The organism is Hyphomonas sp. GM-8P, assembly GCF_003263315.1.
Taxonomy (GTDB): domain Bacteria; phylum Pseudomonadota; class Alphaproteobacteria; order Caulobacterales; family Hyphomonadaceae; genus Hyphomonas.
Map to the genome: position 1 here is coordinate 14143 of NZ_AWFE01000074.1, position 26258 is coordinate 40400.

At 61.3% G+C, this 26258-nt stretch carries 37 protein-coding genes; 5 read left to right on the forward strand and 32 right to left on the reverse strand.

The annotated features are described in order from the left end of the window. The first annotated feature begins 148 nt into the window (after positions 1–148). On the forward strand, positions 149–1699 hold the full coding sequence (locus tag HY26_RS11370; RefSeq protein WP_112073635.1) for a S10 family peptidase: 1551 nt from the start codon (positions 149–151) through the stop codon (positions 1697–1699). A 30-nt stretch (positions 1700–1729) separates the two neighbouring features. Then, positions 1730–3232 carry a serine hydrolase domain-containing protein gene (locus tag HY26_RS11375; RefSeq protein WP_112073636.1) on the forward strand — a complete coding sequence of 501 codons (1503 nt, stop codon included), beginning with the start codon at positions 1730–1732 and terminating at the stop codon, positions 3230–3232. A 34-nt stretch (positions 3233–3266) separates the two neighbouring features. Here the strand turns inward: HY26_RS11375 and HY26_RS11380 are convergent, their stop codons facing one another. Next, complete coding sequence (locus HY26_RS11380; protein ID WP_112073637.1) at positions 3267–3635, reverse strand: VOC family protein; 369 nt, start codon at positions 3633–3635, stop codon at positions 3267–3269. 139 nt (positions 3636–3774) lie between these two features. Here HY26_RS11380 and HY26_RS11385 point away from each other — a divergent pair, with 139 nt between their 5' ends. Beyond that, positions 3775–4698: an SDR family NAD(P)-dependent oxidoreductase gene (locus tag HY26_RS11385; RefSeq protein WP_034765866.1), complete on the forward strand. Its 924-nt coding sequence runs from the start codon at positions 3775–3777 to the stop codon at positions 4696–4698. Between the two features lie 66 nt (positions 4699–4764). Continuing rightward, a complete protein-coding gene (locus HY26_RS11390) occupies positions 4765–5160 on the forward strand; it encodes a Kazal-type serine protease inhibitor (protein ID WP_112073638.1) in 396 nt (131 codons plus the stop codon). Positions 5161–5235: 75 nt separating this feature from the next. On the opposite strand, the gene HY26_RS11395 is transcribed toward HY26_RS11390, so the two are convergent. The 31 genes from HY26_RS11395 to rpsJ form a co-directional block, all read right to left on the reverse strand. Further along, the gene (locus tag HY26_RS11395) at positions 5236–5838 is read right to left on the reverse strand and encodes an HD domain-containing protein (protein WP_112073639.1); all 603 of its coding nucleotides are present in this window, start codon (positions 5836–5838) and stop codon (positions 5236–5238) included. Positions 5839–5911: 73 nt separating this feature from the next. Next, the gene (locus HY26_RS11400; protein WP_034765858.1) at positions 5912–7492 is read right to left on the reverse strand and encodes an amino acid permease; all 1581 of its coding nucleotides are present in this window, start codon (positions 7490–7492) and stop codon (positions 5912–5914) included. Positions 7493–7609: 117 nt separating this feature from the next. Continuing rightward, positions 7610–8671 (reverse strand): hypothetical protein, encoded by a 1062-nt coding sequence (locus HY26_RS11405; protein WP_112073640.1) that lies wholly within the window; start codon positions 8669–8671, stop codon positions 7610–7612. Between the two features lie 282 nt (positions 8672–8953). Continuing rightward, positions 8954–10165 (reverse strand): RtcB family protein, encoded by a 1212-nt coding sequence (locus HY26_RS11410; RefSeq protein ID WP_112073641.1) that lies wholly within the window; start codon positions 10163–10165, stop codon positions 8954–8956. Positions 10166–10526: 361 nt separating this feature from the next. After that, complete coding sequence (gene rplQ, locus HY26_RS11415; protein WP_034765855.1) at positions 10527–10946, reverse strand: 50S ribosomal protein L17; 420 nt, start codon at positions 10944–10946, stop codon at positions 10527–10529. 49 nt (positions 10947–10995) lie between these two features. After that, positions 10996–12033, reverse strand: a complete 1038-nt coding sequence (locus HY26_RS11420; protein WP_034765854.1) for a DNA-directed RNA polymerase subunit alpha — start codon at positions 12031–12033, stop codon at positions 10996–10998. A gap of 67 nt (positions 12034–12100) precedes the next feature. Beyond that, the gene (rpsK, locus tag HY26_RS11425; protein WP_034765851.1) at positions 12101–12490 is read right to left on the reverse strand and encodes a 30S ribosomal protein S11; all 390 of its coding nucleotides are present in this window, start codon (positions 12488–12490) and stop codon (positions 12101–12103) included. A gap of 13 nt (positions 12491–12503) precedes the next feature. After that, positions 12504–12872: a 30S ribosomal protein S13 gene (gene rpsM / locus HY26_RS11430; RefSeq protein WP_034765849.1), complete on the reverse strand. Its 369-nt coding sequence runs from the start codon at positions 12870–12872 to the stop codon at positions 12504–12506. A 148-nt stretch (positions 12873–13020) separates the two neighbouring features. Continuing rightward, entirely contained in the window at positions 13021–13590 is a 570-nt protein-coding gene (locus tag HY26_RS11435) for an adenylate kinase (RefSeq protein ID WP_034765846.1), read from the reverse strand. Beyond that, entirely contained in the window at positions 13587–14945 is a 1359-nt protein-coding gene (secY, locus tag HY26_RS11440; RefSeq protein ID WP_034765843.1) for a preprotein translocase subunit SecY, read from the reverse strand. Before secY ends, HY26_RS11435 begins: the two co-directional genes overlap by 4 nt. 88 nt (positions 14946–15033) lie before the next feature. Beyond that, complete coding sequence (rplO, locus tag HY26_RS11445) at positions 15034–15513, reverse strand: 50S ribosomal protein L15 (protein ID WP_034765841.1); 480 nt, start codon at positions 15511–15513, stop codon at positions 15034–15036. Between the two features lie 58 nt (positions 15514–15571). Then, positions 15572–15757 (reverse strand): 50S ribosomal protein L30, encoded by a 186-nt coding sequence (gene rpmD, locus HY26_RS11450; RefSeq protein ID WP_034765840.1) that lies wholly within the window; start codon positions 15755–15757, stop codon positions 15572–15574. Positions 15758–15777: 20 nt separating this feature from the next. After that, a complete protein-coding gene (gene rpsE / locus HY26_RS11455; RefSeq protein WP_034765838.1) occupies positions 15778–16353 on the reverse strand; it encodes a 30S ribosomal protein S5 in 576 nt (191 codons plus the stop codon). An 11-nt stretch (positions 16354–16364) separates the two neighbouring features. Next, a complete protein-coding gene (rplR, locus tag HY26_RS11460; protein WP_034765836.1) occupies positions 16365–16727 on the reverse strand; it encodes a 50S ribosomal protein L18 in 363 nt (120 codons plus the stop codon). Positions 16728–16731: 4 nt separating this feature from the next. Further along, the gene (rplF, locus tag HY26_RS11465) at positions 16732–17343 is read right to left on the reverse strand and encodes a 50S ribosomal protein L6 (protein WP_034765833.1); all 612 of its coding nucleotides are present in this window, start codon (positions 17341–17343) and stop codon (positions 16732–16734) included. A 9-nt stretch (positions 17344–17352) separates the two neighbouring features. Beyond that, positions 17353–17748 (reverse strand): 30S ribosomal protein S8, encoded by a 396-nt coding sequence (rpsH, locus tag HY26_RS11470; RefSeq protein ID WP_034765830.1) that lies wholly within the window; start codon positions 17746–17748, stop codon positions 17353–17355. Positions 17749–17763: 15 nt separating this feature from the next. Continuing rightward, on the reverse strand, positions 17764–18069 hold the full coding sequence (gene rpsN, locus HY26_RS11475) for a 30S ribosomal protein S14 (RefSeq protein WP_034765827.1): 306 nt from the start codon (positions 18067–18069) through the stop codon (positions 17764–17766). Positions 18070–18088: 19 nt separating this feature from the next. Next, a complete protein-coding gene (rplE, locus tag HY26_RS11480) occupies positions 18089–18643 on the reverse strand; it encodes a 50S ribosomal protein L5 (protein ID WP_034765825.1) in 555 nt (184 codons plus the stop codon). Next, positions 18636–18953 (reverse strand): 50S ribosomal protein L24, encoded by a 318-nt coding sequence (rplX, locus tag HY26_RS11485; RefSeq protein ID WP_034765822.1) that lies wholly within the window; start codon positions 18951–18953, stop codon positions 18636–18638. The genes rplE and rplX overlap by 8 nt, the downstream gene beginning before the upstream one ends. A 1-nt stretch (position 18954) precedes the next feature. Next, positions 18955–19323 carry a 50S ribosomal protein L14 gene (gene rplN / locus HY26_RS11490; RefSeq protein WP_034765820.1) on the reverse strand — a complete coding sequence of 123 codons (369 nt, stop codon included), beginning with the start codon at positions 19321–19323 and terminating at the stop codon, positions 18955–18957. After that, positions 19320–19565: a 30S ribosomal protein S17 gene (gene rpsQ, locus HY26_RS11495; RefSeq protein WP_034765817.1), complete on the reverse strand. Its 246-nt coding sequence runs from the start codon at positions 19563–19565 to the stop codon at positions 19320–19322. Before rpsQ ends, rplN begins: the two co-directional genes overlap by 4 nt. A gap of 11 nt (positions 19566–19576) precedes the next feature. After that, complete coding sequence (rpmC, locus tag HY26_RS11500) at positions 19577–19795, reverse strand: 50S ribosomal protein L29 (protein ID WP_034765816.1); 219 nt, start codon at positions 19793–19795, stop codon at positions 19577–19579. Between the two features lie 2 nt (positions 19796–19797). Then, positions 19798–20214, reverse strand: a complete 417-nt coding sequence (rplP, locus tag HY26_RS11505) for a 50S ribosomal protein L16 (protein WP_034765815.1) — start codon at positions 20212–20214, stop codon at positions 19798–19800. A 2-nt stretch (positions 20215–20216) separates the two neighbouring features. After that, positions 20217–20954 (reverse strand): 30S ribosomal protein S3, encoded by a 738-nt coding sequence (rpsC, locus tag HY26_RS11510; protein WP_034765814.1) that lies wholly within the window; start codon positions 20952–20954, stop codon positions 20217–20219. Continuing rightward, positions 20954–21343, reverse strand: a complete 390-nt coding sequence (gene rplV / locus HY26_RS11515) for a 50S ribosomal protein L22 (RefSeq protein ID WP_034765813.1) — start codon at positions 21341–21343, stop codon at positions 20954–20956. Before rplV ends, rpsC begins: the two co-directional genes overlap by 1 nt. A gap of 3 nt (positions 21344–21346) precedes the next feature. Continuing rightward, on the reverse strand, positions 21347–21625 hold the full coding sequence (gene rpsS / locus HY26_RS11520) for a 30S ribosomal protein S19 (protein ID WP_034765812.1): 279 nt from the start codon (positions 21623–21625) through the stop codon (positions 21347–21349). A 15-nt stretch (positions 21626–21640) separates the two neighbouring features. After that, positions 21641–22471: a 50S ribosomal protein L2 gene (rplB, locus tag HY26_RS11525; RefSeq protein ID WP_034765811.1), complete on the reverse strand. Its 831-nt coding sequence runs from the start codon at positions 22469–22471 to the stop codon at positions 21641–21643. Positions 22472–22489: 18 nt separating this feature from the next. Then, positions 22490–22789, reverse strand: a complete 300-nt coding sequence (locus tag HY26_RS11530) for a 50S ribosomal protein L23 (RefSeq protein ID WP_034765810.1) — start codon at positions 22787–22789, stop codon at positions 22490–22492. A 5-nt stretch (positions 22790–22794) separates the two neighbouring features. Continuing rightward, a complete protein-coding gene (rplD, locus tag HY26_RS11535; RefSeq protein WP_034765809.1) occupies positions 22795–23433 on the reverse strand; it encodes a 50S ribosomal protein L4 in 639 nt (212 codons plus the stop codon). Further along, positions 23433–24194 (reverse strand): 50S ribosomal protein L3, encoded by a 762-nt coding sequence (gene rplC / locus HY26_RS11540; protein ID WP_034765808.1) that lies wholly within the window; start codon positions 24192–24194, stop codon positions 23433–23435. Before rplC ends, rplD begins: the two co-directional genes overlap by 1 nt. Beyond that, a complete protein-coding gene (gene rpsJ, locus HY26_RS11545; RefSeq protein WP_034765807.1) occupies positions 24194–24514 on the reverse strand; it encodes a 30S ribosomal protein S10 in 321 nt (106 codons plus the stop codon). The genes rplC and rpsJ overlap by 1 nt, the downstream gene beginning before the upstream one ends. Before the next feature lie 416 nt (positions 24515–24930). On the opposite strand from rpsJ, the gene HY26_RS11550 reads away from it, so the two are divergent. Beyond that, positions 24931–26205, forward strand: a complete 1275-nt coding sequence (locus HY26_RS11550) for a glycosyltransferase family 2 protein (RefSeq protein WP_233351608.1) — start codon at positions 24931–24933, stop codon at positions 26203–26205. Positions 26206–26258 lie beyond the last annotated feature (53 nt).

Below are 26258 nucleotides of genomic sequence, written 5' to 3' on the forward strand. Positions count from 1 at the left end.
GCAGGCAGGGCGCCCGCCAATCGCACACCCGGTTCAACCTTCATTTGACGTCCCGAAAAGCGATGGATAGGTTTTCGCCTTAGTATTCAGGCCTCTGGCGCCATCTCCTGGGAGACGGCCCGCCCGATGCCGAGGAGAAGTGACCCAAATGAAACTGCGCGCTCTTTTCATGGCTGCCCTGATGGCCATGACCGCCCCTGCCTTTGCCGAAACCGACAGCGCCGAAGCGGCAAAGGAAACCGAAGCCAATACAACTTCCAGGCCCGTGCCCGAGCCGGTGATGTTCGTCACCCAGCATTCCGGCACGTTCGGCCGGCAGAAAATGTCCTACAAGGTCGAGGCGGGCGAGACGCAGATCAAGAATGATGAGGGCAAGCCCGCGGCGAGCCTGTTCACGATCTCCTACGTTCAGGAGAAGGCCGGGTCCGACCGGCCGGTGACGTTCGTATTCAATGGCGGGCCGGGCTCTGCCTCGGTCTGGCTGCATCTTGGCCTGCTCGGCCCGAAGCGCGTTGTGGTGGCCAGCGACGCCGACGAGGATGATGGCGCCGCGCCTTATCGGATGGTAGACAATCCGCTCTCCATCCTGGACATGACGGATCTCGTCTTCATCGACCCGGTCGGCACCGGCTTCAGCCAGGCCATCGGCGAAGGCGAGAACAAGGATTACTGGAGCGAAGCGGGCGACAAGGAATCCATCGCGGAATTCATCCGCATCTGGATTACCAAGCACAAGCGCTGGAACGCCCCGAAATACCTGATCGGTGAAAGCTTCGGCACGACGCGCGCGGCTTATCTGGCCGATGAGCTGACGGTGGGCGACGTGGACATTGCCCTCAACGGCATCGTGCTGGTCTCGCAGGCACTGGACTATGAGGGGTCCACCTCCGTCCATGACAATGTCTATTCCTATGTCACCTACCTGCCCTCGATGGCCGCGGTGGCACAGTATCACGGCCGCGCCGGACAAGGCATTCCGCAAGCGGAGTTCCTGGCAGAGGCCCGCGCCTTCGCCCGCGACGAATACGGCCCCGCCCTCTGGAAAGGCGACCGGCTGAGCCCGGAGGAGCGCACCTATATCCGCGACAAGCTCGTCTTTTTTACGGGGCTCGACCCGCAATATATCGAGACCTCGAACCTTCGCATCCTGATGCACCGGTTCCAGAAAGAGCTGCTGCGGGATGAGGGGGTGGCACTTGGTCGGCTCGACGGGCGTTATCTGGGGGATGAGGCCGACGACATCGCCGAAGGCCCGGAAGATGACGTGTCGAGTTATGCGGTCAGCTCGGCCTATTCGGCCCTGATGAACCAGTATCTCGCCACCGACCTCGGCGTTGAGATGAACCGGCCCTATATGGTCTCCAGCCCGGAGGCCGGCGAGCAGTGGAATTTCCGCGATGTGCCGGAAGGCCAGTACTGGGAGCCGCACTATGTGAATGCGGGGCGCAAGCTGACCACGGCGATGCGCCACAATACCGGCCTGAACGTCATGGTCGCGAGCGGCTATTACGACCTGATCTGCCCCTTCTTCGACGCGGAGATCACCTTCGCCCGCTATGGCATCCCGCAGGACCGGGTAGAAATGACCTACTATCAGGGCGGCCACATGATGTACCTGAACGAGGGTGCGCTGGACGCTCTGGTGAAGGACATTCGCAGCTTCTATGCCGGGCAGCTGGAAGACCAGCGGCCGGACTGATCAGTTCAATCCTGATACCGGAGTAAGGTATTGCCAAATATCCTCAAAAGGCTCGTCGTTCTGGCGATCCCTGTGCTGGCATTCGTATTGCCGTGTCCGGCCTTTGCCGAAGACGACTCCCGTCTCGCGCAACGGATCGACGCCTTCCTGTCAGCTGCCGAGCCCCATCATTTCTCGGGCGCTGTCCTGGTCGCGAAGGGCGATGAGGTGCTTTTATCCAGAGGGTATGGGTATGCTGACTATGAGGCGGGCGTGAAGGTTTCGCCGGAGACCGTGTTCAACATCGGCTCGGTCACCAAGCAGTTCACCGCGGCAGCCATTCTCAAACTTGTAGAACAGGACAAACTCCACCTCGGCGACACGCTTGGGGATCTGTTTGACGACACCCCCAAAGACAAGGCTGGGATCACGGTGCACCAGCTGCTGACCCACACAGGCGGCATCTCCCGTCAGGATCTTGGCTTTCGCTATGATGAAGCCAGCAAGGAAGACTTCCTGACGGCCTTCTTTGCCTCAACCCTCGCAACCGAACCTGGCACCCGTCATGAGTATGCCAATACCGGCTATACCCTTTTGGCGGCGATCGTGGAGCAAACGTCCGGCCAACCCTTTGAGGACTATCTTCAACAACACCTTCTGGAACCAGCTGGCTTGAGCCAGACCGGGTATCTGCAGCCGGACTGGCGCGCGGACCGGATCGCGAACGGATACTATTTCGACCTGGAGACCGCCACCTGGAAAAGCTGGGGAACTACTTTCCGGCAATGGGGCAACGGTCCGGTCACCTGGTTCGGCATTGGCAAGGGCGACCTGCACTCAACGACCGGTGATCTCTACAACTGGCACAAGGCCCTGCGTGACGGAACGGTGCTGAGCCGAGAAAGCGTCGCCCTGCTCCAGGCACCTCATGTTCCGGAGACTGAAGGCGGCACGACATTTTATGGCTATGGTTGGAGTATTCAGAGCACGAACGATGGCCGCCGCATTGTCACGCACAATGGGTCGAATGGCCTCTTCTTCGCAGATCTCATCCGGTTTGTGGACGAGGACCTGGTCGTCGTGTTCCTGACAAATGTGTCCCTGCCGGAAGCTGTCGACTCGATCGCCTGGCGCGTCGCCAGACTGGCCCGCGATGAGAACTATGTGCCGCCGCCGATCGCTCCTTTGAGCTATGAACTCGTCTACCGATTCATGGACAGCCATACGGCATCAGAGGCCGGCATCTTGCTGTCCTTCATGGAAGCCGGGCTTGGCCGGCCTGTAGAAAACCCCGCCATCCTGAACCGCATCGGCTTCCAACGGCTCAGGGAAGATGATTGCGATTGGTCGACCGCCCTGCTGCGGCTGAATGCTGGCCAATTTCCCGACGATGGCAATCTCAGGGACAGTCTGGGGGAAGGCCTGCTGGCCTGTGGCCATGAGGCTGAGGCGGCAGATGCCTTCAGGCGGGCGCTCCAACTCGCCCCGGACGTGGATTGTCACTGGTGCCAAAACGCCAATGCGCGGCTCGAACAGATATCCGGAGCGAGGTGACGTCCCCTCCCCACCGGAGAGGAGACGAAACCACTTAGCCCAGCTTGCAGACGCAGATCTTGTTGCCGTCCGGGTCGCGGAAATAGGCGCCGTAGAAGGTCGGCATGCGGTTGCCGGGTTCGCCTTCGTCCTTGGCACCGAGTTCGATGGCCTTCTTGTAGACCTTGTCGACCGTCGCATTGTCCGGGCAGGCAAGCGCCGGCATCACGCCGTTGCCGCAGGTCGCCGCCTTCTCGTCGTACGGGCCGCCGATTGCCAGCATGGGCGCGCCCGGCCCCGTGCCGTAGAAGTGAAGTCGGCCATTATTGAAGACCTGCTTGGCCCCCATTTCGCCGAGAACCGCGTCATAGAAGGCGCAGGCCCTGGCCGTATCATTCGAGCCGAGCGTGACATAAGCGAGCATGATGTTTCCTCCTCTGGTGAATTCCAGAATGGAACGGATACACACCGCGACAACACGCGCAAGGGCTGACGTAAGGGATGTGCTTGACGTTGACGTGAGCGTCTGGTGTGAAACCCCCAAACTTTTCAGGAGAAAGCCCATGTCTGACATCCGTTTTGACGGTCGCGTTGCCATTGTTACGGGTGCCGGCGGCGGTCTTGGCCGCTGCCACGCCCTCGAACTCGCCCGCCGCGGCGCAAAAGTCGTCATCAACGACCTCGGTGCGTCGATGGACGGTTCGGGCGGCAGCTCCGACGCCGCAGAAGCCGTGGTGAAGGAAATCGAAGCCATGGGTGGCGAAGCCATCTCCAACGGCTCGTCCGTCGCTGACGAAGCCGGCGTGAAGAAAATGATCGACGACACCATGGAAAAATGGGGTCGCATTGACATCATCATCGCCAATGCCGGTATCCTGCGCGACAAGTCGTTCTCGAAAATGACGACCCAGGACATCGACCTGGTTCTCGCCGTTCACCTGCGCGGCACGTTCCTGCCGGTGCATGCTGCCTGGGACATCATGAAAGCCCAGAACTACGGCCGTATCGTCGTGACCACCTCCTCCACCGGCCTCTATGGCAATTTCGGCCAGGCCAACTATGGCGCCGGCAAGCTGGGCGTGGTCGGCATGATGAACACCCTGAAAATCGAAGGCGCGAAGAACGACATCAAGATCAACGCCGTCTGCCCGGTCGCCGCGACACGCATGACCGAAGGCCTGATGCCGCCGGAAGCGCTGGAACAGCTGAAGCCGGAATATGTCACGCCGGGCGTGATGAACCTGGTGAAAGACGACGCTCCGACCGGCCTGATCCTGTCGGCTGGCGCCGGTGCCTTCTCGATGGCCCGCATCGTCGAAACCCGCGGCGCCTATGTCGGCCAGGGCGAAGAGCTGACCGCCGAAGCCGTTGCGGCCAAGTGGGACGAGATCACCGACACCAGCAAGACACTGCCGGCCTTCACTTCCGGCGGCCAGCACGGCCAGAACATGTTCTCGCTCGTCGCTGAAGGCAAAGCCAAGGGCTAAGCCCCGGCTCCAGACTTGCCAAAAATGATGGCGAGGCGCAGGCTGTTCTCCCGAAAGGAGAATCCCATGCGCCTCGCCATCCTTTTATTTTCCTCAATCTTTCTCGCCGGTTGCGCCTGGTTTCTCGAACCGGGCGTTGTGCCTGACCGGGCCGTTCCAGCCGACGAAGTGGCCGCGCCCGTGGAGACCCCCGCGGAAGCCCCCGCGACCGGCGAAGGCGCTATGTGCGGTGGCATCGCCGCCTTCCAGTGCGATGACGGCCTGACCTGCATCTTTGAAGATGGCGCATGCCACTCGATCGCGGATGCTGCCGGCGTCTGCCGGAAGACGGGCCCGATCTGCACCAAGGAATACCGCCCGGTCTGCGGTTGCGACGGCAAGACCTATGGCAACCGCTGCGAAGCCTATGCCGAAGGCGTCAGTGTCGCCTATCCGGGCAAATGCGAAGTGAAGGAAAGCTGACGCAAACCCCGGCAACTGCATGAAAAAAGGCCCGTATCCTTTGGGTACGGGCCTTTTTGGCGGTCTGCCTGCGGACTATTCCGCGTTTTTCATGGCTTTCAGATACATGGAGTTCTTCGGCTTGGAGAAGACGCGCTCCACCATCTGCTCGAAAAATTCCAGCGGCTCGCTTTCATAATCCGGGTCGAAAGCCGCCTGATCATACTTGTGGCAGAACTCGGCGCAGCGCTGGTAGTGCGGGCTGTCCTTGAACTGTTCGCGCATATTCTTGTCGAGGCCGAGATACTCGAAGAAGTAATAGCCCTGGAACGCGCCATGATTGGCGACCATCCAGAGGTTTTCCTCGGAAACGAACGGCTTGAGGATCGCGGCAGCCACGTCCGGATGGTTCATGCTGCCCAGCGTGTCGCCGATATCGTGTAGCAGGGCGCAGACGACATATTCCTCGTCTCGCCCGTCCCGGTGGGCGCGGGTCGCCGTCTGCAGCGAGTGCTCAAGCCGGTCGATCGGGAAGCCGCCGAAATCGCCATCCAGCAGGCGGAGGTGGTCCAGCACCCGCTTGGCGAGGCCCTTGTTGAAGATGCGGGAATTCTCCGCGATGATATCCCAGTCTTCCTTGGTGCCTTCCAGCATTTCGCGGAATTTTGCGCGTTCGCCGCCGGCGTGTCCGTCAGCCATCTCATTTCCTCCGGTTTCTTATTGTCCCGCAGCAGGATAGCCTCGCCGCGAGAGAGTTCCAATCCCCGTTCCGTCAGATCGGCGGCGCCGCCGAGGGCGGTACGTCGGAATCTTCCTCGTGTACTTCGATCAGGCCAAGGCCGACATGGCTGCGTTTGCGGCTGTAGAAGAAATAGATCGCGAGCCCGATGGCACCCCAGACCGGCAGAACCATTTTCGCCACGAAGGGCAGGTTCAGATAGAGGCCAAGACAACCGATCGCGGCGATCGGCGCGATGATCCAGACAAACGGCGTGCGGAACGGGCGGAACCGGTCCGGATCCGTCCGACGCAGCATCATCACCGCAATCGCCACCATGAAGAAGGCGAACAGCGTGCCGGAGTTCGAAATGTCCGCCAGCTGGCCAACCGGGAAGAAGGCCGCCGCAATGGCCACGCAGATACCGGTGAAGATGGTCATCTTCCACGGTGTCCTGAACTTCGGGTGCACATCGGCGAGGTTTTCGGGCAGCAGGCCGTCGCGGGCCATGACGAAGAAGATCCGCGTCTGGCCATAGATCATCATCAGGATCACCGAAGGCAGCGCGATGGAGGCCGCGAGGCCGACAAGGTTGCCGATCACCGGGAAGCCGATGGTGCGGAGCGTTTCGGCGAGCGCCTCGTCCGAACAGACGATGGGGGCCTCGCCCACCGCCCGGAGTTCGGCGCAGCGGGCGGCAAAACCTGCCCCATCCGGTGGCAGGACCGCGCCGGCGGCATCGCGCACCGGCTGGGCCCCAACCGTGCCGACCACACCCGCTGCCACGAGGAAATAAAACACGGTACAGATGGCCAGAGAGCCGAGCAGTCCGATCGGTACATTGCGCTGCGGGTTCTTGGTCTCTTCCGCAGCTGTCGAAACTGCATCGAAGCCGACATAGGCAAAAAAGATGGTCGCCGCCGCTCCGACGACGCCGAGGCCGTCATGGCCGAGGAGGCCCGTTGGCATCAGCGGCGTGAAGTTCTCTCCCTTCAGGATCGGTAAACTCAGCACGATGAAGGCCGTAAGGGCCGTGACCTTGATGGCGACGAGCACGGCATTCACCGAGGCGCTTTCGCTGGTGCCGATGACCAGCAGCCACGTGACGACGGCCGCCACCACGATGGCCGGCAGGTTCACCACGCCATGGCTGAAGTCGACGCTCGGAATGCCGCCTGCAAAGCCCCAGGCCGGGCCGCTACTGAGCGCCGCGGGTAAGGTGAACCCGGTTAAGTTCTCGACGAGGCCCATGACGTACCCGGACCAGCCGACACACACGGCCGAGGCTGCCACGGCATATTCGAGGATCAGCGCCCAGCCGACCATCCAGGCCAGCAGCTCCCCCATCACGGCATAGGTGTAGGTATAGGCAGAGCCCGACACAGGCACCATGGAGGCGAGCTCTGAATAACAAAGGGCCGCCACCGCGCAGACGAACCCGGCGATGACGAAAGAGAACATCATGCCCGGTCCGGCCTTCTGGGCCGCCGCGGCGGTCAGCACGAAAATGCCTGTCCCGATCACCGCGCCGATGCCGAGCATGGTCAGCTGGAAGGCGCCGAGGGATCTGTGCAGGGACTTCTTTTCCGCAGTCGCAAGGATGGCGTCGAGCGGCTTGATACGGTCGAATATCATGGGGGAATGCTCCGATAGGCGGCGCTGAGCCTATCCGCAATTCCGGACTGTACAAGATACTTCCGTGAGAAGACGCCTCCCCGTTTCCGGAGAGGCGCCTCCCTTCGGGCGCCCGGATCAGTCCCAGAGAGAGCCCAGCATCAACCGTTCTTCCCAGGTTTCCCGCACCGGGACATGCGCCGGACCGCACCGGCCGCACACATGCTCATGCAGCCGGCGGGCAAGAACCCAGCTGGACTCGCCTGTCCGCCCGCCTGCCAGTTCCACGGCATCGACAATGAACCGGAGCGTTTCCTCGCGCAGGTCCGAATTGTCCTTGCCTTTCGCCTCGGCGAGCCGCCAGCCAGCCGTATCCCGGCGCAGGGCCAGGACGGCCCGTTCCACGCCATCACGCAGGACGTAGACCGCCATATGCCCGGCCGCGATGTCGCTGGTGAAATCCCGCAGGCAATTGCGGAATTCCAGCGCGACCTGTTCCAGCGTTTTCCTGTCGCCGACCCGGAAGAAGGCAGGCGGCAGGTCCGGCGGGGCCAGCATGTTGCCGAAGCGGACGGGCTGCAGGTCTTCCGCCGCCATGTCGAACAGGCGTTCGGACGATGCAGCCCGCTCCCACCGGCGGGCAACCGACGCCGCCTGATCCTTGCCGCGCATGCGCACGGCAAGTCGGAACGCTTCGGCCAGGTCATCGACAGCGCCCTTACTGTCCGGGATATGCCGAAGAATTTTCGGCACCCGGAGCAGGACCGGCAGCCTGCGGATCAGATGAAGCTGTTCCGGACGAATCTCGTCCGTGTGCCGAAGCACCTGCGCCGTGTTCTCGTCGGAGAACAGGGACAGGAACAGATTATAGTCGGATGCCTCCCACAGGATCTCGCCCAGCCGGGACAGCGACTTCATCAGTCCGCCAGCTGCCTGGCCATGCATGAGATGTTTCGCAACATCCCCGTCGCGTCCAAATTCCACAAGACGGGCGATCTCGTTCAGTTCGAGATCACGAGCAAGCAGGATCGCCGCCGCGTGGCGGCGGGCGGACGGCAGGGCCAGAAAACCCGCATGCGGCGCAGGCCATACGATGGCCAGTGCTTCTGCGTGCGTTCCAGCAAGGAACCGCAGCAAGGGCGTCATGGCACCGGTACGGCCGAGTGGCCGCACAGGGCGCCGGGTCATGGGATTGCCCATGATCCACCTCCTTCCAGATCGTCCGCCGACCAGGATGCCGGGCACGGACAGATTGAAGTCAGAAAAATTTGAGGTCAGGCGCCCACCGGCAAACGCGCGGGGGACGCTGACTGCGCTCCCCATCGACTGAGGAGCAGGATTGTTGCTGTACAACCGTGCTTCATCTGTTTGGTCCGTTGTTTGGTTTGAGCAGCCATCCGTATCCGGATGGCTGATCAAGAAGAAGGAGGCGTATAAGACGAGCCACAGTTAACTGTCAAGGCTGCGCCAAAACTTATTCGATCAGCCTTTGACACACACGACCTGTTTCAGCGTGTGGACGATGTCCACAAGGTCCGATTGGGCGGCCATGACGGCGTTGATGTCCTTGTAGGCCATCGGCGTTTCGTCGATGACGCCCGCGTCCTTGCGGCATTCCACACCCGCCGTTGCGGCGAGGTGATCATCCACCGTGAAGGTGCGCTTGGCCTCGGCACGCGACATGGTCCGCCCTGCCCCATGTGAGCACGAGCAGAACGACTCCGCATGGCCCTTTCCGCGCACGATGAAGGATTTCGCCCCCATCGAGCCCGGAATGATGCCAAACTCCCCCGCGCCGGCGCGCACGGCGCCCTTGCGGGTGACCCAGACATCAGCGCCGAAATGGTGTTCCCGCTCCACATAATTGTGGTGGCAGTTCACAGCCATCTTGCCGAGCGTGAAGGCCGGGAGCAGATCACGCAGGGCGATCAGCACACGGTCCATCATCACCTCGCGGTTGAGGCGCGCATAGTCCTGCGCCCAGCCGACAGCCATGACATAGTCGTCGAACAACTCCTCGCCTTCCACGAAGAAGGCGAGATCCTTGTCCGGCACGTGATAGCCGAGCACCCGCTTCTCCAGCGCCTCGCGGGCTTCCTGGATGAAGTAGGTGCCGAGGATGTTGCCCGTCCCGCGCGAACCGGAATGGAGCATGACCCAGACACGGTCCACCTCATCGAGGCAAAGTTCGATGAAATGGTTCCCGCCGCCGAGCGTGCCGAGCTGCGTCGCAAACTTCGTGCGCTGGATGCGCTTGTGCTTCACCAGGATCGCCTCGAGCCGCTCCTCGAGCCCGGACCGGCGCAGGGCCGAGGCCGCACGCGACGGGGTATCCTTGTGGTTCCCGCCCGGTCCGTTGCCAACCGGCACCTTCCGCTCGATCTCGCTGCGGACGGCCGAGAGGCTGTCCGGCAGGTCGTTCGATGTCAGGCTGGTGCGTACCGCCATCATCCCGCAGCCGATGTCGACCCCGACCGCGGCCGGAATAATCGCGCCTTTCGTCGGAATGACGGAGCCGACCGTCGCGCCGCGCCCGAAATGCACGTCAGGCATGACGGCAAGGTGCGAGTGCACGAACGGCAGCCCGGCAACATTTTCCAGCTGCTCACGTGCGGCCTCTTCGAGCGGCACGCCTTTTACCCAGGCCTTGATACGGCCCCCGGCGAAGGTCTCGAACACTTCAAACTCACTCATCTTCTCGCAGTCTGCTGCCCGCAGACTCCTCCTGACAAGCCCTCCGCGCGAATCCCTTTGGGTGAGAGAGAAAAGAAAACCCTCCGGGCGGAACGCGCGGAGGGCGGCATATGACCTTCAGGCCATCGGGCTGACCATCACCCCTATCCAGCAACCTCCATGCGGAACGGATCGCGTCCTTGAACCAGGGCGCCGTCCTTCCGTGTCTGACTTGGGAACCGATAATTCATCGGAACTCTCCGCTGCTGAGTGGAGGCGCCGTATGATGGATCGGAGAAGAAGCGTCAACCGCAAAAACAAAAAGCCCCGGAGGAAAACTCCGGGGCTCTTTGATTTTCTTGCGGAAAATTCTTTGCGCGGATTATTCGCCGGCTTCGAGTTCAGCCTCGTGGCGGGCCTTGTCGGCGGCGCCTTTGGCGGACTCATCCCGGTCGACCATTTCCAGGACAGCAACCGGTGCGTTGTCGCCATGGCGGAAGCCGGCTTTCAGCACGCGGGTGTAGCCGCCGTTGCGGTCCTTGTAGCGGTCGCCGAACACGTCGAACAGCTTGCGGACAGCCTCTTCGTCGCGGACCTTGGAGAGAGCCTGACGGCGGGCAGCAAGATCGCCCTTCTTGGCCAAGGTCACCAGCTTGTCCATCAGCGGCGCCATTTCCTTCGCTTTGGGCAGGGTCGTAACGATCTGCTCATGCTCGATCAGGCTTGCGGCCATGTTGGCGAACATCGCCTTGCGGTGCGAAGTCGTCTTGTTCAGTTTGCGGTATCCAAGGCGATGGCGCATGGTTTCAATCCTTACAGGAGGTGGTCAGGCCCCCGGCTGTTTTCGGGTCCTAGAGGTGGTCGTCGTATTTCTTGGCAAGGCCTTCGATGTCTTCCGGCGGCCAATCCGGCACTTCCATGCCGAGGTGCAGGCCAAGACCAGCGAGGACTTCCTTGATTTCGTTCAGCGACTTGCGGCCGAAGTTCGGGGTACGCAGCATTTCCGCTTCCGACTTCTGGATCAGGTCACCGATGTAAACAATGTTGTCGTTCTTCAGGCAGTTTGCCGAACGCACGGACAGTTCCAGCTCGTCCACCTTCTTGAGGAGGACCGGGTTGAAGCCGAGGTCGGTTTCTTCCGTCTGGGTGCCGGCTTCCAGCGTCGGCTCTTCGAAGTTGATGAAGAGCTGCAGCTGGTCCTGCAGGATGCGAGCGGCGTAAGCGACGGAATCTTCCGGCGTGACCGAGCCATCGGTTTCGATGTCGAGGGTCAGCTTGTCGAAGTCCAGCTTCGTGCCTTCACGCGTGTCTTCCACCTGGTAGCCGACGCGGCGGACCGGTGAATAGATCGCGTCAATCGGGATATAGCCGATCGGGGCGTCTTCCGGACGGTGTGCCTCGGCCGGGACATACCCCTTGCCGGTAGCAACGGTGAATTCCATGCGGACTTCAGCGCCGTCATCGAGGGTACAGATCACGTGATCGGGGTTGAGGATCTTCGTATCGCCCGAGGTCTCGATCTGGCCAGCTTTCACTTCACCCGGGCCGGTCGCTTTCAGGACCATGCGCTTGGTGGTGTCGCTTTCCATGAAGATGGCGACTTGCTTCAGGTTCAGGACGATCGTGGTGACGTCTTCACGCACGCCCGGAATGGCGGAGAATTCGTGAACGACGTTGTCGATCTGGACGCCAATGATGGCAGCCCCTTGCAGCGAGGACAGCAGCACGCGGCGCAGGGCGTTGCCCAGCGTCGTACCATAGCCACGCTCCAGCGGCTCGATCACGAGCTTCGCCTTGCGCTTCGGGTCGTATCCAGCCTGAACCACAGGGCGGTTCGGGCGGATCAGTTCTTTCCAGTTACGGTCGTTGACGGCGGTGTTCTCGGCCATGTGTGGCGATCCTCAAAAAGCGGATGGCGGCGCGATATGGTCGCGCCACCGGGAAGGTTCAATCCGTTTAGACGCGGCGGCGTTTCGGCGGGCGGCACCCATTGTGCGGGATCGGCGTCGTGTCGCTGATCGCCGTAACCGTCAGGCCAGCAGCCTGAAGGGCACGAAGCGCGCTCTCACGGCCCGAACCCGGACCACGGACGAGAACCTCGACGGTTTGCAGGCCATGCTCCATGGCCTTCTTGGCAGCATCTTCTGCCGCCATCTGGGCAGCATACGGGGTCGACTTGCGCGAACCCTTGAAGCCCATCGTACCCGACGAAGACCAGGAGATGGTATTCCCCTGTGCGTCGGTGATGGTGACCATCGTGTTGTTGAAGCTGGAGTTCACATGAACAACACCCGAGGTGATGTTCTTGCGTTCCTTGCGGCGGACGCGGGTCGTCTCACGAGCCATGACGAACTACCCCTTACTTCTTCTTGCCGGCGATCGGCTTGGCCGGACCCTTGCGGGTACGGGCGTTGGTGTGCGTCCGCTGACCGCGAACCGGCAGCTTACGGCGATGGCGAAGGCCACGGTAGCAGCCAAGGTCCATCAGGCGCTTGATGTTCATGGACGTGTCACGGCGCAGATCACCCTCGACCATGTAATCGGCGTCGATCGTTTCGCGGATCTTGATGACCTCAGCGTCGGTCAGTTCGTTCACGCGGCGAGATGCGTCGACGCCCACCTTTTCGCAGATTTCCTGTGCGAAGGCCGGACCAATGCCATGGATGTACCGCAGCGCAATGACGACGCGCTTATTGGTCGGGATATTTACGCCTGCAATACGGGCCAATGCCGGTTCTCCTCAAGCGGACTGTTCAAACATTAAAAGCGCGCCGAGCCGGAATACGGTCCGCCTCGCGCGCCGGCGATTAAGCCTTAAGCTAAGAAAGGAGGCTTATAGCCGTGGAAATTAACGCGTCAACAGCGGAATCCCAGCTTTATGCCGTCTCTTTCAGCGCAGCGTCGATCTGCTTTGCGACCTCGTCGATCGCGGCCATCCCGTCGACTTCCGTCAGGATGCTCCGCTCAGCGTAAATCGGCACCAGAGGCGCTGTGTCCTCATAGTATTTCTCAAGACGTTTCGAGAAGGTTTCCGGATTGTCGTCCTTGCGCCCCTGCTCTTCAAAACGCTTCGTGACGCGCGCCAGAAGCTGCTCGTCATCGACGACCAGACGGATAACCCGGTTCACTTCGGTGCCACGGGACTTCAGCAGCTCGTCCAGGGCGCCGGCCTGACCGACCGTGCGCGGGAATCCATCAAAAATGAAGCCGGCAGCCCCCTTGTTGGCGGTCAGCTGTTCGTCGATCAGGGCGATCACGATCTCATCGGAAACGAGGCCGCCTTCATCCATGATTGTCGCAACGCGCTGGCCCAGTTCAGAGCCTGATGCGCGAGCGGCGCGCAGCATGTCGCCTGTGGAGAGCTGGATGAAACCGCGCTCCTCAACCAAGCGTTTCGCCTGCGTACCTTTCCCGGCCGCAGGCGGCCCGAACAGTATTAGATTCATTTCTTCCGGCCCCCGAGCTTCGACTTCTTGATCATGCCTTCATATTGATGCGCAATCAAATGCGACTGTATCTGCGTCACGGTGTCCATTGTCACCGACACCACGATCAGCAGCGACGTACCCCCGATGTAAAACGGGATCTCGGGGTAATAACGCCGAAGCAGTTCGGGCAGAACACAGACAAAGGTCAAATACAGCGCACCGATCACGGTGAGGCGAGTCAGGACGTAGTCGAAGTAGGCTGCCGTGTTGGAGCCCGGCCGGATGCCCGGGATAAAACCGCCATATTTCCGGAGGTTATCCGCCGTTTCCTCGGGATTAAACATGATCGAGGTGTAGAAGAAGGTGAAGAAGATCACGAGCACACAATAGGAGATGATGTGCGTCCAGGTGCCGGCTGAGAAGTTCGCAGCGAGCCAGGAAAGGATGCCATTCACTTCCGTGTCCGTCGCTGCACCGGCCGCATTGCCGCCCATGAAGCCCACAACGGTGAGCGGCAGCATCAGCAGGGCCGAAGCAAAGATCGGGGGAATCACACCCGCAGTGTTGATCTTCAGCGGCAGGAAGCTCTTCTGCCCCTGCGCCACACCATGCGCCTGCTGCCGTTTCGGATACTGAATCAGCAACCGCCGCTGCGACCGCTCCATGAACACGATGAACACGACCAGAGCGATCACCATGGCCGCAATCGCGATGACGAACACCACGTTCACCGAGGTCGCACGCGCCTGGCTGATCAGGTTCACGATCGCCTTGGGCAGCTCGGCCACGATGCCGGCGAAGATGATCAGTGAGACGCCGTTGCCGATGCCGCGGGCGGTGATCTGCTCACCCATCCACATCAGCAGCATCGTGCCGCCCGTGAGGGTCACCACACCGGTAAGGATGAAGAACGGCCCGGCGATGCCATCGATCCGGACATGCGACAGGCCGGATGAGATCGCGAAGGACTGAACCAGCGCAAATGCCAGCGTCAGGTAGCGGGTATACTGGTTTATCTGCTTGCGGCCGGCTTCGCCTTCCTTCTTCAGCTTCTCAAGCGTCGGGGAGGCCTGGGTCATCATCTGGATGATGATGGAGGCAGTAATGTACGGCATCACGTTCAGGGCGAAGATGCCCATCCGCTCCACTGCCCCGCCGGCAAACATGTTCATGTTGCCCAGCAGGCCGCCGGACTGGCTTTCGAAGATCGAGGCATAAGCGATCGGGTCGAGACCCGGAATCGGGACGAATGTGCCGAGCCGGTAGAGCAGCAACATGCCCAGAGTAAACAGGATGCGGTTCTGGAGGTCCTTGGCCTTGGCAAAGGTTCCCAGATTTACATTGCGAGCCATCTGTTCTGCGGCATTGGCCATCGACGCTCGATCTCCCTGAAAATGCGTGCGCCGCCAAAATCGGCGGCGTCACGGTGTTTGTGAAGGGGTTCCGGGTAAAAACCGCTGTTTATTCTGCAGCCGTGTCTTTCGCGGCACCCGTAACCGTCACCTTGCCGCCAGCCTTTTCAACGGCTTCGATGGCAGCCTTGGAGGCACCGGTCACTGTGATGTTGAGGTTTTTCGGGGCAGCGCCCTTGGCCAGCAGGCGAACGCCGTCACGGACGTTGCGCACGAGGCCGGAAGCGACCAGCGTTTCTTCCGTCACATTGGAAGCGTCCAGTTTGCCGGCTTCGACCGCCTTGGTGACGCGGCCCAGGTTGACCCAGGACATCGTCTTCTGGCCGCGCGGAGTGAAGCCCCGCTTCGGCAGGCGCATGTAGATCGGCATCTGGCCGCCTTCGAAGCCATTGATGGCAACGCCGGAACGGGCCTTCTGACCTTTAACACCGCGGCCACCCGTCTTGCCTTTGCCCGAGCCGACGCCGCGGCCAATGCGCATGCGCTGCTTGGTGGAGCCTTCAGCGGGGGACAGTTCGTTGAGTTTCATCGTTCTATCTTCCGATACGTCTTGATGGTTGGGGCGGCGGCGATGCGGCACGGAGGCCTTATTCGCCGACCACCTCGACCAGGTGGGCCACTTTGCGGATCATGCCGCGCACAGCCGGAGTGTCTTCGAGTTCCTTGGTCCGGCCAACCTTGTTCAGGCCGAGGCCAACCAGCGTCTGACGCTGTTCGGGCTTGCGGCCGATCGGGCTGCCGGTCTGGCGGACGGTAAGCTTGGATTTCGACATGTCGTTACCCTTCCCTAGGCTCAGGCTTCAACGACGCCGGCTTCCGACGCACCATCGGTGCGGCGTCCAACCACGTCCTGAACTTTCAGGCCACGCTTGGAAGCGACGGAACGCGGGCTGGCCTGTTCCTTCAGAGCATCAAACGTTGCACGAACCATGTTGTACGGGTTCGAGGAGCCGATCGACTTGCCGACGACGTCCTGGACGCCCAGCACTTCCATCACGGCACGCATCGGACCACCGGCGATCACACCAGTACCGGGAGGGGCTGCGCGCAGCACGACCTTGCCAGCGCCCCAACGGCCTTTGCCGTCATGGTGAAGCGTGCGGCCTTCGCGCAGCGGGATGCGGACCATGTTGCGCTTGGCTTCTTCCGTCGCCTTGCGGATGGCTTCCGGCACTTCGCGGGCTTTCCCCTTGCCGAAGCCGGCGCGGCCCTTCTGGTCACCCACAACGACGAGAGCTGCGAAACCGAAGTTCTTACCACCCTTCACCGTCTTTGCGACGCGGTTGATGCCAACCAGCTTGTCGACGAATTCGGACTGCTCCTCGTCGCGATCGCGATTCCGGCGGCCTCTTCCTCTTTCTTCAGCCATAGGGCCTCTCCTTAGAATTTGAGACCGCCCTCACGGGCGGCGTCTGCCAGGGCTTTCACCCGGCCGTGGAACATGTAGCCGCCGCGGTCGAAGACAACGTCTTCAACACCGGCTTTCTTGGCGCGCTCTGCCAGGATCTTGCCGACCTGCGCAGCTGCGGACGTGTCAGCGCCGGTCTTGGCACCGCCGAGAACGTCTTTTTCCAGCGTCGAAGCCGAAGCGAGCGTGATGCCCTTCTCGTCGTCGATGATCTGGGCGGAGATGTTCTTGTGGCTGCGCGCAACCGACAGACGCGGACGGCCTTCGGCGACCTTCCGGAGCTTGGTGCGGACCCGCTGGGCGCGGCGCTGCATCTTTTCGCGTGAGCTTTTCATGGCGTTACTTCTTCTTGCCTTCCTTACGGCGGACATATTCGCCCGCGTAACGGATACCCTTGCCTTTGTAAGGCTCCGGCGAGCGGTACTTGCGGATCTCGGAAGCTACCTGGCCGACAACCTGCTTGTCAGCGCCGGCAATGACGACTTCCGTCGGCTTGGATGAAGACAGCGTGATGCCTTCAGGCGCCGCGTAGACCACATCATGCGAGAAGCCGAGGGCCAGTTTCACATCTTTACCCTGCATCTGGGCACGATAACCGACGCCGACCAGTTCGAGCGTCTTTTCGTAACCCTTCGACACGCCTTCAACCATGTTGGCAGCGCGCGAACGTGCAGTGCCCCACTGGGTGCGGGCAACCGGATCCATGGCCTGAGCGAGCGTCGGAGGACGTTTGCCCCGGGCCTTCTCGGCTTCGATGCGATCGTTGGCAGCCTTCATGATGTCTTCGCGCGGCGAAACGGTCAGCTCATTGCCTTCCAGTTTCGGCGTGATGACTTCGGCAACCGTCAGGGAGAGTTCACCCTTCGGGCCTTTTGCCTTGATCGTCTGTCCTTCGACCGTCACCGTGGTGCCGGCTGGGATCTCAATCGGGAGTTTTCCAATACGTGACATGGTGCTCTCCTAGAAGACCCGGCAGAGCACTTCGCCACCGACATTCTCGGCGCGGGCGACGTTATCGGACATCACACCTTTCGAAGTCGAAAGGATGGAGATGCCGAGGCCGTTACGCACCAGCGGAATGTCGGAGACCGAAGAGTACACGCGGCGGCCGGGCTTGGAGACACGTTTGATCTCCGAGATGACCGGCTGGCCTTCGTAATACTTGAGCTCGATTTCCAGGTTCTTGTGACCGTCTTTCTCGATTTCCGTGTAGCCACGGATGTAGCCTTCGGACTGGAGAACCTCCAGAACGCGGCCCCGGAGCTTGGAAGCCGGAGTGACAACTGTAGACATGCCGCGCATCTGAGCGTTGCGGATGCGGGTCAGCATATCGCCGAGGGGATCAGAAATGTTCATGTGTACCCTCCTCTCTTACCAGCTGGACTTCACGAGGCCGGGGATCTGACCGTTCGAGCCAAGCTCGCGCAGCGCGATCCGCGACATTTTAAGTTTGCGATAGTAACCGCGCGGACGCCCGGACACCTCGCAGCGATTACGAACACGGTTCGGTGCAGAATTGCGCGGCAGCTCAGCCAGTTTCAGGCGGGCCTTGTAGCGCTCTTCCAGCGACAGGTTCTCATCCATCGCCGCCGCTTTCAGCTTCGCGCGCTTCTCAGCGTAGCGCTCCACCAGCTTCTGGCGTTTCGCGTTCTTCTCGATTGCGCTCTTCTTTGCCATATCAGCAGTCTCCTGGGCGCTAGTTGCGGAACGGGAAGCCACACTCCGCGAGGAGTGCCTTGGCTTCTTCGTTCGTTGCGGCGGTGGTGCAGACGATGATGTCCATACCGCGGATGTCATCGACTTCGTCGTAATTGATCTCCGGGAACACGATGTGTTCCTTCAGACCCATGGCGTAGTTGCCACGACCATCGAAGCTCTTGCCGTTCAGACCACGGAAGTCTTTCACGCGCGGCAGGGCAATGTTGGTCAGACGATCGAGGAATTCATACATGCGGTCGCGGCGCAGGGTCACCTTACAGCCGATCAGCATGCCTTCGCGGAGCTTGAAGCCTGCGATCGACTTGCGGGCCTTCGTGGCGACCGGCTTCTGGCCGGCGATCCGCTCAAGCTCGGCCAGGGCCGACTTGATCTTCTTGGAGTCCGCAACAGCTTCGCCGACGCCCATGTTGATCACGACCTTGTCCAGTTTCGGGATCATCATCGGGTTCGAGTAGTTGAACTGATCCTGCAGCTTGGTGCGGATCTGCTCGCGGTACTTCGTCTTCAGACGGGGTTCGTATGCCTTAGACATCGATGGATTCCCCAGAGCGTTTGGCATAGCGCGTCTTGCGACCATGCTCGTCGGTTTTGAAACCCACGCGGACAGCCTTGCCATCGCGCGGATCGGTGAGCGCCACGTTCGAGACGTGAAGCGGTGCTTCGAACGTCTTCAGACCGCCGGCATCCATCTGGGACGGCTTCTGGTGACGCTTCACAACGTTCACGCCGCGCACGACGACGCGGTTCTCATCCGGGATCACCTTCAGGACTTCGCCCGTGGTGCCCTTGTCGCGGCCAGCGATCACGACAACCGTGTCGCCTTTTTTGATCTTCGCAGCCATCTTACAAGACCTCCGGGGCCATGTTGGCGATCTTGACCTGGTTCTTGCCGCGCAGTTCACGCGGAACCGGGCCGAACACACGGGTGCCGATCGGCTCGCCATTGTTGTTGATCAGGACGGCAGCGTTCGTGTCGAAACGAATGGTGGAGCCGTCCGGGCGGTTAATGTCTTTTGCCACGCGAACGACGACGGCCTTGCGGACGTCACCCTTCTTCACGCGGCCGGTCGGGATCGCTTCCTTCACGGAGACCACGATCACGTCACCGACGGAGGCATAACGACGGCCTGCGCCACCCAGCACCTTGATGCACTGGACGCGGCGCGCGCCGGAGTTGTCAGCCACCCGCAGGTTGGTCTGCATCTGGATCATGCGTCACTCCCTTCGCCGGTAACGAGTTCCCAACGCTTCAGCTTCGACTTCGGCGTGCACTCTTGAATCGTGACTGTCTGCCCTTCGACGGCGACATTGCCCTCGTCGTGAGCGTGATACTTCTTCGAGCGGCGAACGATCTTTTTCATCACCGGGTGGGTGAAAGTCCGTTCGACGCGGACAATTGCGGTCTTGTTCTGCTTGGCGGAGACCACGACGCCTTCCATGATACGCTTGGGCATGATCCCTCTCCTTACGCCTGACCTGCCTGAGCCTTCTCGCGCATCAGAGTCTTCACGCGAGCAATGTCGCGGCGGACTTCAGAAACGCGGGAAGTCTTTTCCAGCTGGCCGGTAGCCGCCTGGAAACGCAGGTTGAACTGTTCCTTCTTGAGCTTGACCAGATCGTCCTTGAGCTGGTCAGCCGACTTCGCCTTCAAGTCGTCGAGGCGTGCTTTGGTCTTGCGAGCCATGATCAGATCCCCTCAATACGCTTGATGATTTTGGTTTTGATCGGAAGCTTGGCTGCACCGAGGCGCAGGGCTTCGCGGGCAATGTCTTCCGGCACGCCGTCGATCTCGAACAGGATACGGCCCGGGGCAACGCGGGAGACCCAACGGTCCACGGAGCCCTTACCTTTACCCATACGCACCTCGATCGGCTTGGCCGACACCGGCACATCCGGGAAAACGCGGATCCACACCTTACCCTGACGCTTCATCTCGCGGGTAATGGCACGGCGGGTTGCTTCGATCTGGCGCGCGGTGACGCGTTCCGGCTCGAGTGCCTTCAGGCCGAACTCGCCGAATGCCAGCGAGAAACCGGCCTTGGAGTTCCCGCGGATCTGGCCCTTGAAGGCCTTGCGGAATTTGGTTCGCTTCGGTTGACGCATCTCTATGCTCCGGCGGTCTGTGCGCCCGTTGCCGGGCCGCGCTGGTTAGCATTTGCACGTGCACGGGACTGGCCGGACGATTCCAGGCGCTTGTCCTGTGCCATCGGGTCGTGCTCCAGGATCTCACCTTTGTAGACCCAGACCTTGATCCCGATGATGCCATAGGTGGTTTCGGCTTCGGCAGTGCCGTAGTCGATGTCGGCGCGCAGCGTGTGCAGCGGCACGGAACCTTCAGCATACTTCTCGGTGCGGGCGATTTCGGCGCCACCAAGGCGGCCGGAAACCATGATTTTCACACCGTCTGCACCGAGGCGCATCGCGGACTGAATGGCGCGCTTCATCGTGCGGCGGAACGATGCCCGGCGCTCGAGCTGGCGGGCGATGTCGTCAGCGATCAGCGTCGCGTCGATTTCCGGCTTGCGGATCTCGACGAGGTTCACGCGGACTTCGTCGTCGGTCATCTTCGACAGGTCCTTGCGGAGCGTCTCGATGTCCCCACCCTTCTTGCCGATCACGAGACCCGGGCGAGCCGTGTGAATCGTGATGAGGCATTTCTTGTGCGGGCGCTCGATGATGATCTTCGAGATGCCGGCTTGCTTGAGGCGCTTGCGGATCTCCTTGCGGATCGCAATGTCCTCATGCAGCAGACGGCCATAATCGGCGCTGTCTGCGTACCAGCGGCTGTCAGACGTCCGGTTGATACCAAGACGCAGGCCGATCGGATTAACTTTCTGACCCATCAGGCAGCCTCCGCTTCCATGCTCGTGTCACGCAGCACAATAGTGAGCTGCGCAAAGGGTTTCTGGATCGGTGCCGCGCGGCCACGGGCGCGGGCCCGGATACGCTTCATCACCAGGTTCTTGCCAACGTGGGCCTCAGCAACGACCAGGCTGTCGATGTCGAGGTTGTGGTTGTTCTCGGCATTCGCGATCGCGCTCTGCAGCAGCTTGCGAACATCCTTGGCCGGACGTTTCGGCGAGAACTGCAGCTCCGCCAGAGCCCGCTCGACCGGAAGGCCGCGGATCTGCTGTGCCAGCAGGTTCAGCTTCTGCGGGCTGGAACGGTACATGCGCAGAACAGCGCGTGCTTCGTTCGATGCCTGCTTCGGAGGATTCTTGGCCTTTCCCATGGCTTACTTCCTCTTCGCTTTCTTGTCCGCGCCGTGGCCGTAGTAGGTGCGGGTCGGAGCGAATTCGCCGAACTTGTGACCCACCATCTCTTCCGACACGGTGACGGGAATGAACTTGTTGCCATTGTGGACCTGGAAATTCAGGCCAACGAATTGGGGCATGATCGTCGAGCGGCGCGACCAGGTCTTGATCACGGTGCGCTTCTCAGAGGAACGGGCTTCCTCTGCCTTCTTCAGCAGGTAGCCGTCGACGAACGGGCCTTTCCAGACAGAACGTGGCATGTCTCGTGGCTCCTGTTAGCGTTTCGCGTTACGGCGACGGATGATCAGACGATCCGTAGCCTTGTTCTTGCGGGTCTTCGGACCACGGGTCTTCTTACCCCACGGCGTCACCGGGTGACGGCCGCCGGAAGATTTACCCTCACCACCACCGTGCGGGTGGTCGACCGGGTTCATCACGACACCGCGGACAGACGGGCGCTTGCCGAGGTGGCGCTTGCGGCCAGCCTTGGAGAGCACCTGGTTCATGTTGTCCGGGTTGGACACAGCACCGACCGTCGCCAGGCAGGTGTCCATCACCATGCGAAGCTCGCCCGAGGTGAGCTTGATCTGGGCATAACCACCGTCACGGCCAACGAGCTGGGCGTAGGTGCCAGCGGAGCGGACCATCTGGGCGCCCTTCTGCGGCTTCAGCTCGATGTTGTGAATGATCGTACCGACCGGAATGTTCTTCAGCGGCAGCGTGTTGCCCGGCTTGATGTCAGCCGTTGCGGAGGTGACGACGGTGTCGCCGACTTCCAGGCGCTGCGGCGCGATGATGTAGGACAGCTGGCCGTCTTCATACTTGATCAGCGCGATGAAGGCCGTGCGGTTCGGGTCGTACTCAAGGCGCTCGACGGTCGCCGGAATGTCCCAGCGGTTACGCTTGAAGTCGACCTTGCGGTACAGCTTCTTCGCGCCACCGCCGATACGGCGTGCCGTGATGCGGCCTTTGTTGTTACGTCCGCCCTTCTTGGTCAGGCCCTCGGTGAGTGCCTTGACCGGCTTGCCCTTGTGGAGCTCGGAACGGTCGACCAGAACGAGCTGGCGGCGGCCGGGCGAAGTCGGATTGAATGTCTTCAGTGCCATAATATTCGTCCTTCCCGCTTACAGGCCTGTCGTGATGTCGACAGACTGGCCTTCAGCAAGCGTCACAATGGCTTTCTTGATGTCGTTGCGACGACCAGCATAGCCACGGAAGCGCTTGGTCTTGCCCTTCTGGAGGATCGTGTTGACCTTGGTCACGTCGACCTTGAACAGGGCCTCGACAGCGTCCTTGATCTGCTTCTTGTCGGCATCGATGGCGACTTCGAACACGATCTTGTTGTGCTCAGCGACCAGCGTCGACTTCTCGGTGATGAGAGGACGGCGCAGGACGTCATAGTGGTGGGGTTGCACGTCAGCCATGACGATCAGGCCTCCTTCGATCCGTCGAAGCGTGCCTGGATACCTTCGGCAGCTTCCTTGGTGATGACCAGCGTCTTGCGGCGCAGAATGTCGTAAACGTTCAGACCGGCAACCGGCAGCACGTCGATGTTCGGGATGTTGCGAGCCGCCTTGGCGAAGTTCTCGTCAACCGCAGAGCCCGAAATGATCAGCGCGTTCTCGATACCGAGACCTGCGAACTGGCCAGCCAGCTCCTTGGTCTTGGCGGAGGTCAGCACGGCTTCGTCCAGAACGAGGATCGCCTCACCCTTCACTTTCGAAGAGAGCGCGTGGGCCAGAGCCATCTTGCGGATCTTCTTCGGCAGGTCATGGGCGTGGCTGCGGACGCGCGGGCCGTGAGCAATACCACCACCGACGAAGATCGGAGCGTTACGCGAACCGTGACGTGCGCCGCCGGAACCTTTCTGGCGGATGTACTTCTTGGTCGTGCGGTTCACTTCACCACGCGACTTGGTCTTGTGCGTACCGGCCTGACGGCGAGCGAGCTGCCAGCGAACGGTGCGCTGCAGGATGTCGTCGCGGATCTCGTCGATACCGAAGATCGCATCGTCGACCGTGATATTGCCGGCAGCTTTGCCGGCCAGGGTTTTGACTGCGAGTTCCATTATTCGGCGCTCTCTTGATTGGTGGTGCCTTCAGGGGCCTTGAACGAACCGGCCGCCGGCGTATCGGCATGCGGAGCCTTCTTCACAGCGTCGCGGAGCTCGACGAACGCGCCATCGTGACCCGGGACAGCGCCCTTCACGAGGATCAGGCCACGATCAACGTCCGTACGAACGACTTCGATGTTCTGGGTGGTCACGCGCTCAACGCCGTAGTGACCGGCCATCTTCTTGCCCTTCCACACGCGGCCCGGATCCTGGTTTGCACCAGTTGAACCGTGGGAACGGTGAGAGATCGAGACACCGTGGGTGGCGCGCAGGCCGCCGAAGTTCCAGCGCTTCATGGCACCGGAGAAACCTTTACCGATCGTCAGGGCAGCAACGTCGACTTTCTGGCCAACAGCAAAGTGGTCAGCAAGGACAGTCGCGCCAACTTCCGGCAGGTCGCCAGAGACGCGGAATTCTTTCAGTTTGCGCTTCGGCGCAACGCCGGCTTTCGCGAACTGGCCGCGCAGCGCCTTGGTCGTGCGCTTTGCCTTCTTGTCGCCGACACCCATGATGACAGCCTTGTAGCCGTCGGTGCGGGTGACTTCGCCGCCTTTCTTGGTGGTGACGGTGCGCTCGTCTTCCGTGCGCACGCCGACGACCTGACAGCCGTCGAGCGACAGAACGGTCACCGGGACGTGGCGACCCTGGTCATCGAATACGCGTGTCATGCCGACTTTGCGGGCAAGCACGCCGGTACGGGCTGCTGGCAGAGCCATTAACGGCCTCCCTCAAGCTTGATTTCGATACCAACGCCGGAGGACAGGTCGAGCTTCATGAGGGCATCGACGGTCTGCGGGGTCGGGTCCACGATGTCGAGGATGCGCTTGTGCGTGCGGATCTCGAACTGTTCGCGGGATTTCTTATCGATGTGGGGCGAGCGGTTCACGGTGAAGCGCTCGATACGTGTCGGCAGCGGGATCGGGCCTTTGACTTCAGCGCCCGTGCGCTTTGCCGTGTTCACGATCTCTTTCGCCGACATGTCGAGGGCGCGGTGATCGAAGGCTTTCAGCCTGATCCGGATATTTTGTCGTTCCATCGTCTCGGTCCGTCCGCACAAAACACATCCGCCCGTGGGCAAATCAGCATGCGCCCGGGCGTCCGTGGGATTGAATTGTCTGTTTCGAGGGAGCGTTCGCTGATAAAAAGCGCTGCCATCCCGGCGAAGTGGGCGGTCTATGGGATAGTCACCGCGCCGTCAACTCCTGCCCCGCTTATTTTTGCTGTTGATCTGCAGTGGCCACGGGCGGTTTAGCCCCCCCCACAGACGCCCCCTTCCCCACGGCCAATGTTGCTGCCCGGAAGCAAGGGTGAAGCAGGTTCCGAACGTGGTTAACGGATCCGGACCGGAATCCGAAGAGATTCCAAGGAAATCGTCAGGCGTTTCCAGCAATCTTCACCGAAATTTTCCGGATTCCTGAGACGGTCGGGACAAACAGGATGGCAGGGCAGACAATGAATACAGTCAGAAAAATCGAAGCGAACTGGCCGGAACACGCTCCGGAACCGGCAGAGGGCGTTGGCGCATTCGAACTGCTGAAGCATCTGCGGTCGGAATTCGAAGGCCAGACAGCCCGGGATCTCGAGCTGACCATCCTCATGCCGTGCCTGAATGAGGCTGAAACTCTCGCGTCCTGCATCCGCAAGGCGCTCGACTATCTCGAACGCTCGGGAATCAAGGGCGAAGTCCTCATCGCCGACAATGGCAGCACCGATGGCTCCCGCGAAATTGCCAAGGCAGAAGGCGCCCGGGTTCAGCCAGTTTCGGCACGCGGCTATGGAGCAGCACTGATCGGCGGGATCCGTGCGGCCCGCGGCAAGTATGTCATCATGGGCGACGCCGATGATTCCTATGATTTCTCCAGTCTCGACGCATTTGTGTGGGAACTGCGTGAAGGGGCCCAGCTGGTCATGGGCAACCGGTTCCAGGGCGGCATCGCCCCCGGCGCGATGCCCTTCCTCCACCGGATGCTCGGCAACCCTGTCCTGTCCTTCATTGGTCGCCTGTTCTTCAAGATCCCGGTCGGCGACTTCCATTGCGGCCTGCGCGGTTTCAACCGCGACACCATTTGCGACCTGAAACTCTCGAGTCCCGGCATGGAGTTCGCCAGCGAGATGGTGGTGAAGGCGTCCCTCAATGATCTCGACATCCGCGAAGTGCCGACCACCCTGTCGCAGGACGGCCGGTCACGGGCCCCTCACCTGCGCACATGGCGCGATGGCTGGCGCCATCTCCGCTTCCTTCTGTTGCATAGCCCGAAATGGCTGTTCGGTGTGCCGGGCTCGACCCTGCTCGGCGCGGGCCTTGTCGGCATTGCCGCCCTGATCGGCGGTCCGCTGGAAATTGCCGGCATACGGCTGGACCTGCTGACGCTTGTCGCCTCCTGCTTCTCGGTGATCCTCGGCATCCAGCTTTTGACCTTCTCGTTGCTGACCCGGGTCTATGCTGGTGAGTTCGGCGTCCTGCCGAAGTCGAAGCACCTCGATCGCATCTTGCCCTTCCTCACGCTGGAGCGTCAGTTGCAGCTGGCAGCCGTGCTTTGTCTTGCGGGCCTCGCCGGTGCAGGCGCTGCCTTCTCCGGCTGGGCCGCTTCCGGTTTCGGCGACATTGTTGGCAATTCGACCCTGCGCTGGTTTTCCCTGTCGCTGACCTCCGTCGCGATCAGCGTCCAGCTCGCAGCTGCCGCCTTCCTGGCCTCTTTCATCCGCCTGCCAAAGCCGGGCAAGTAATCCGGCGATCCGGACAGCCACTCCAAAGCAAAAAGGCCGCCCGGATTGGGCGG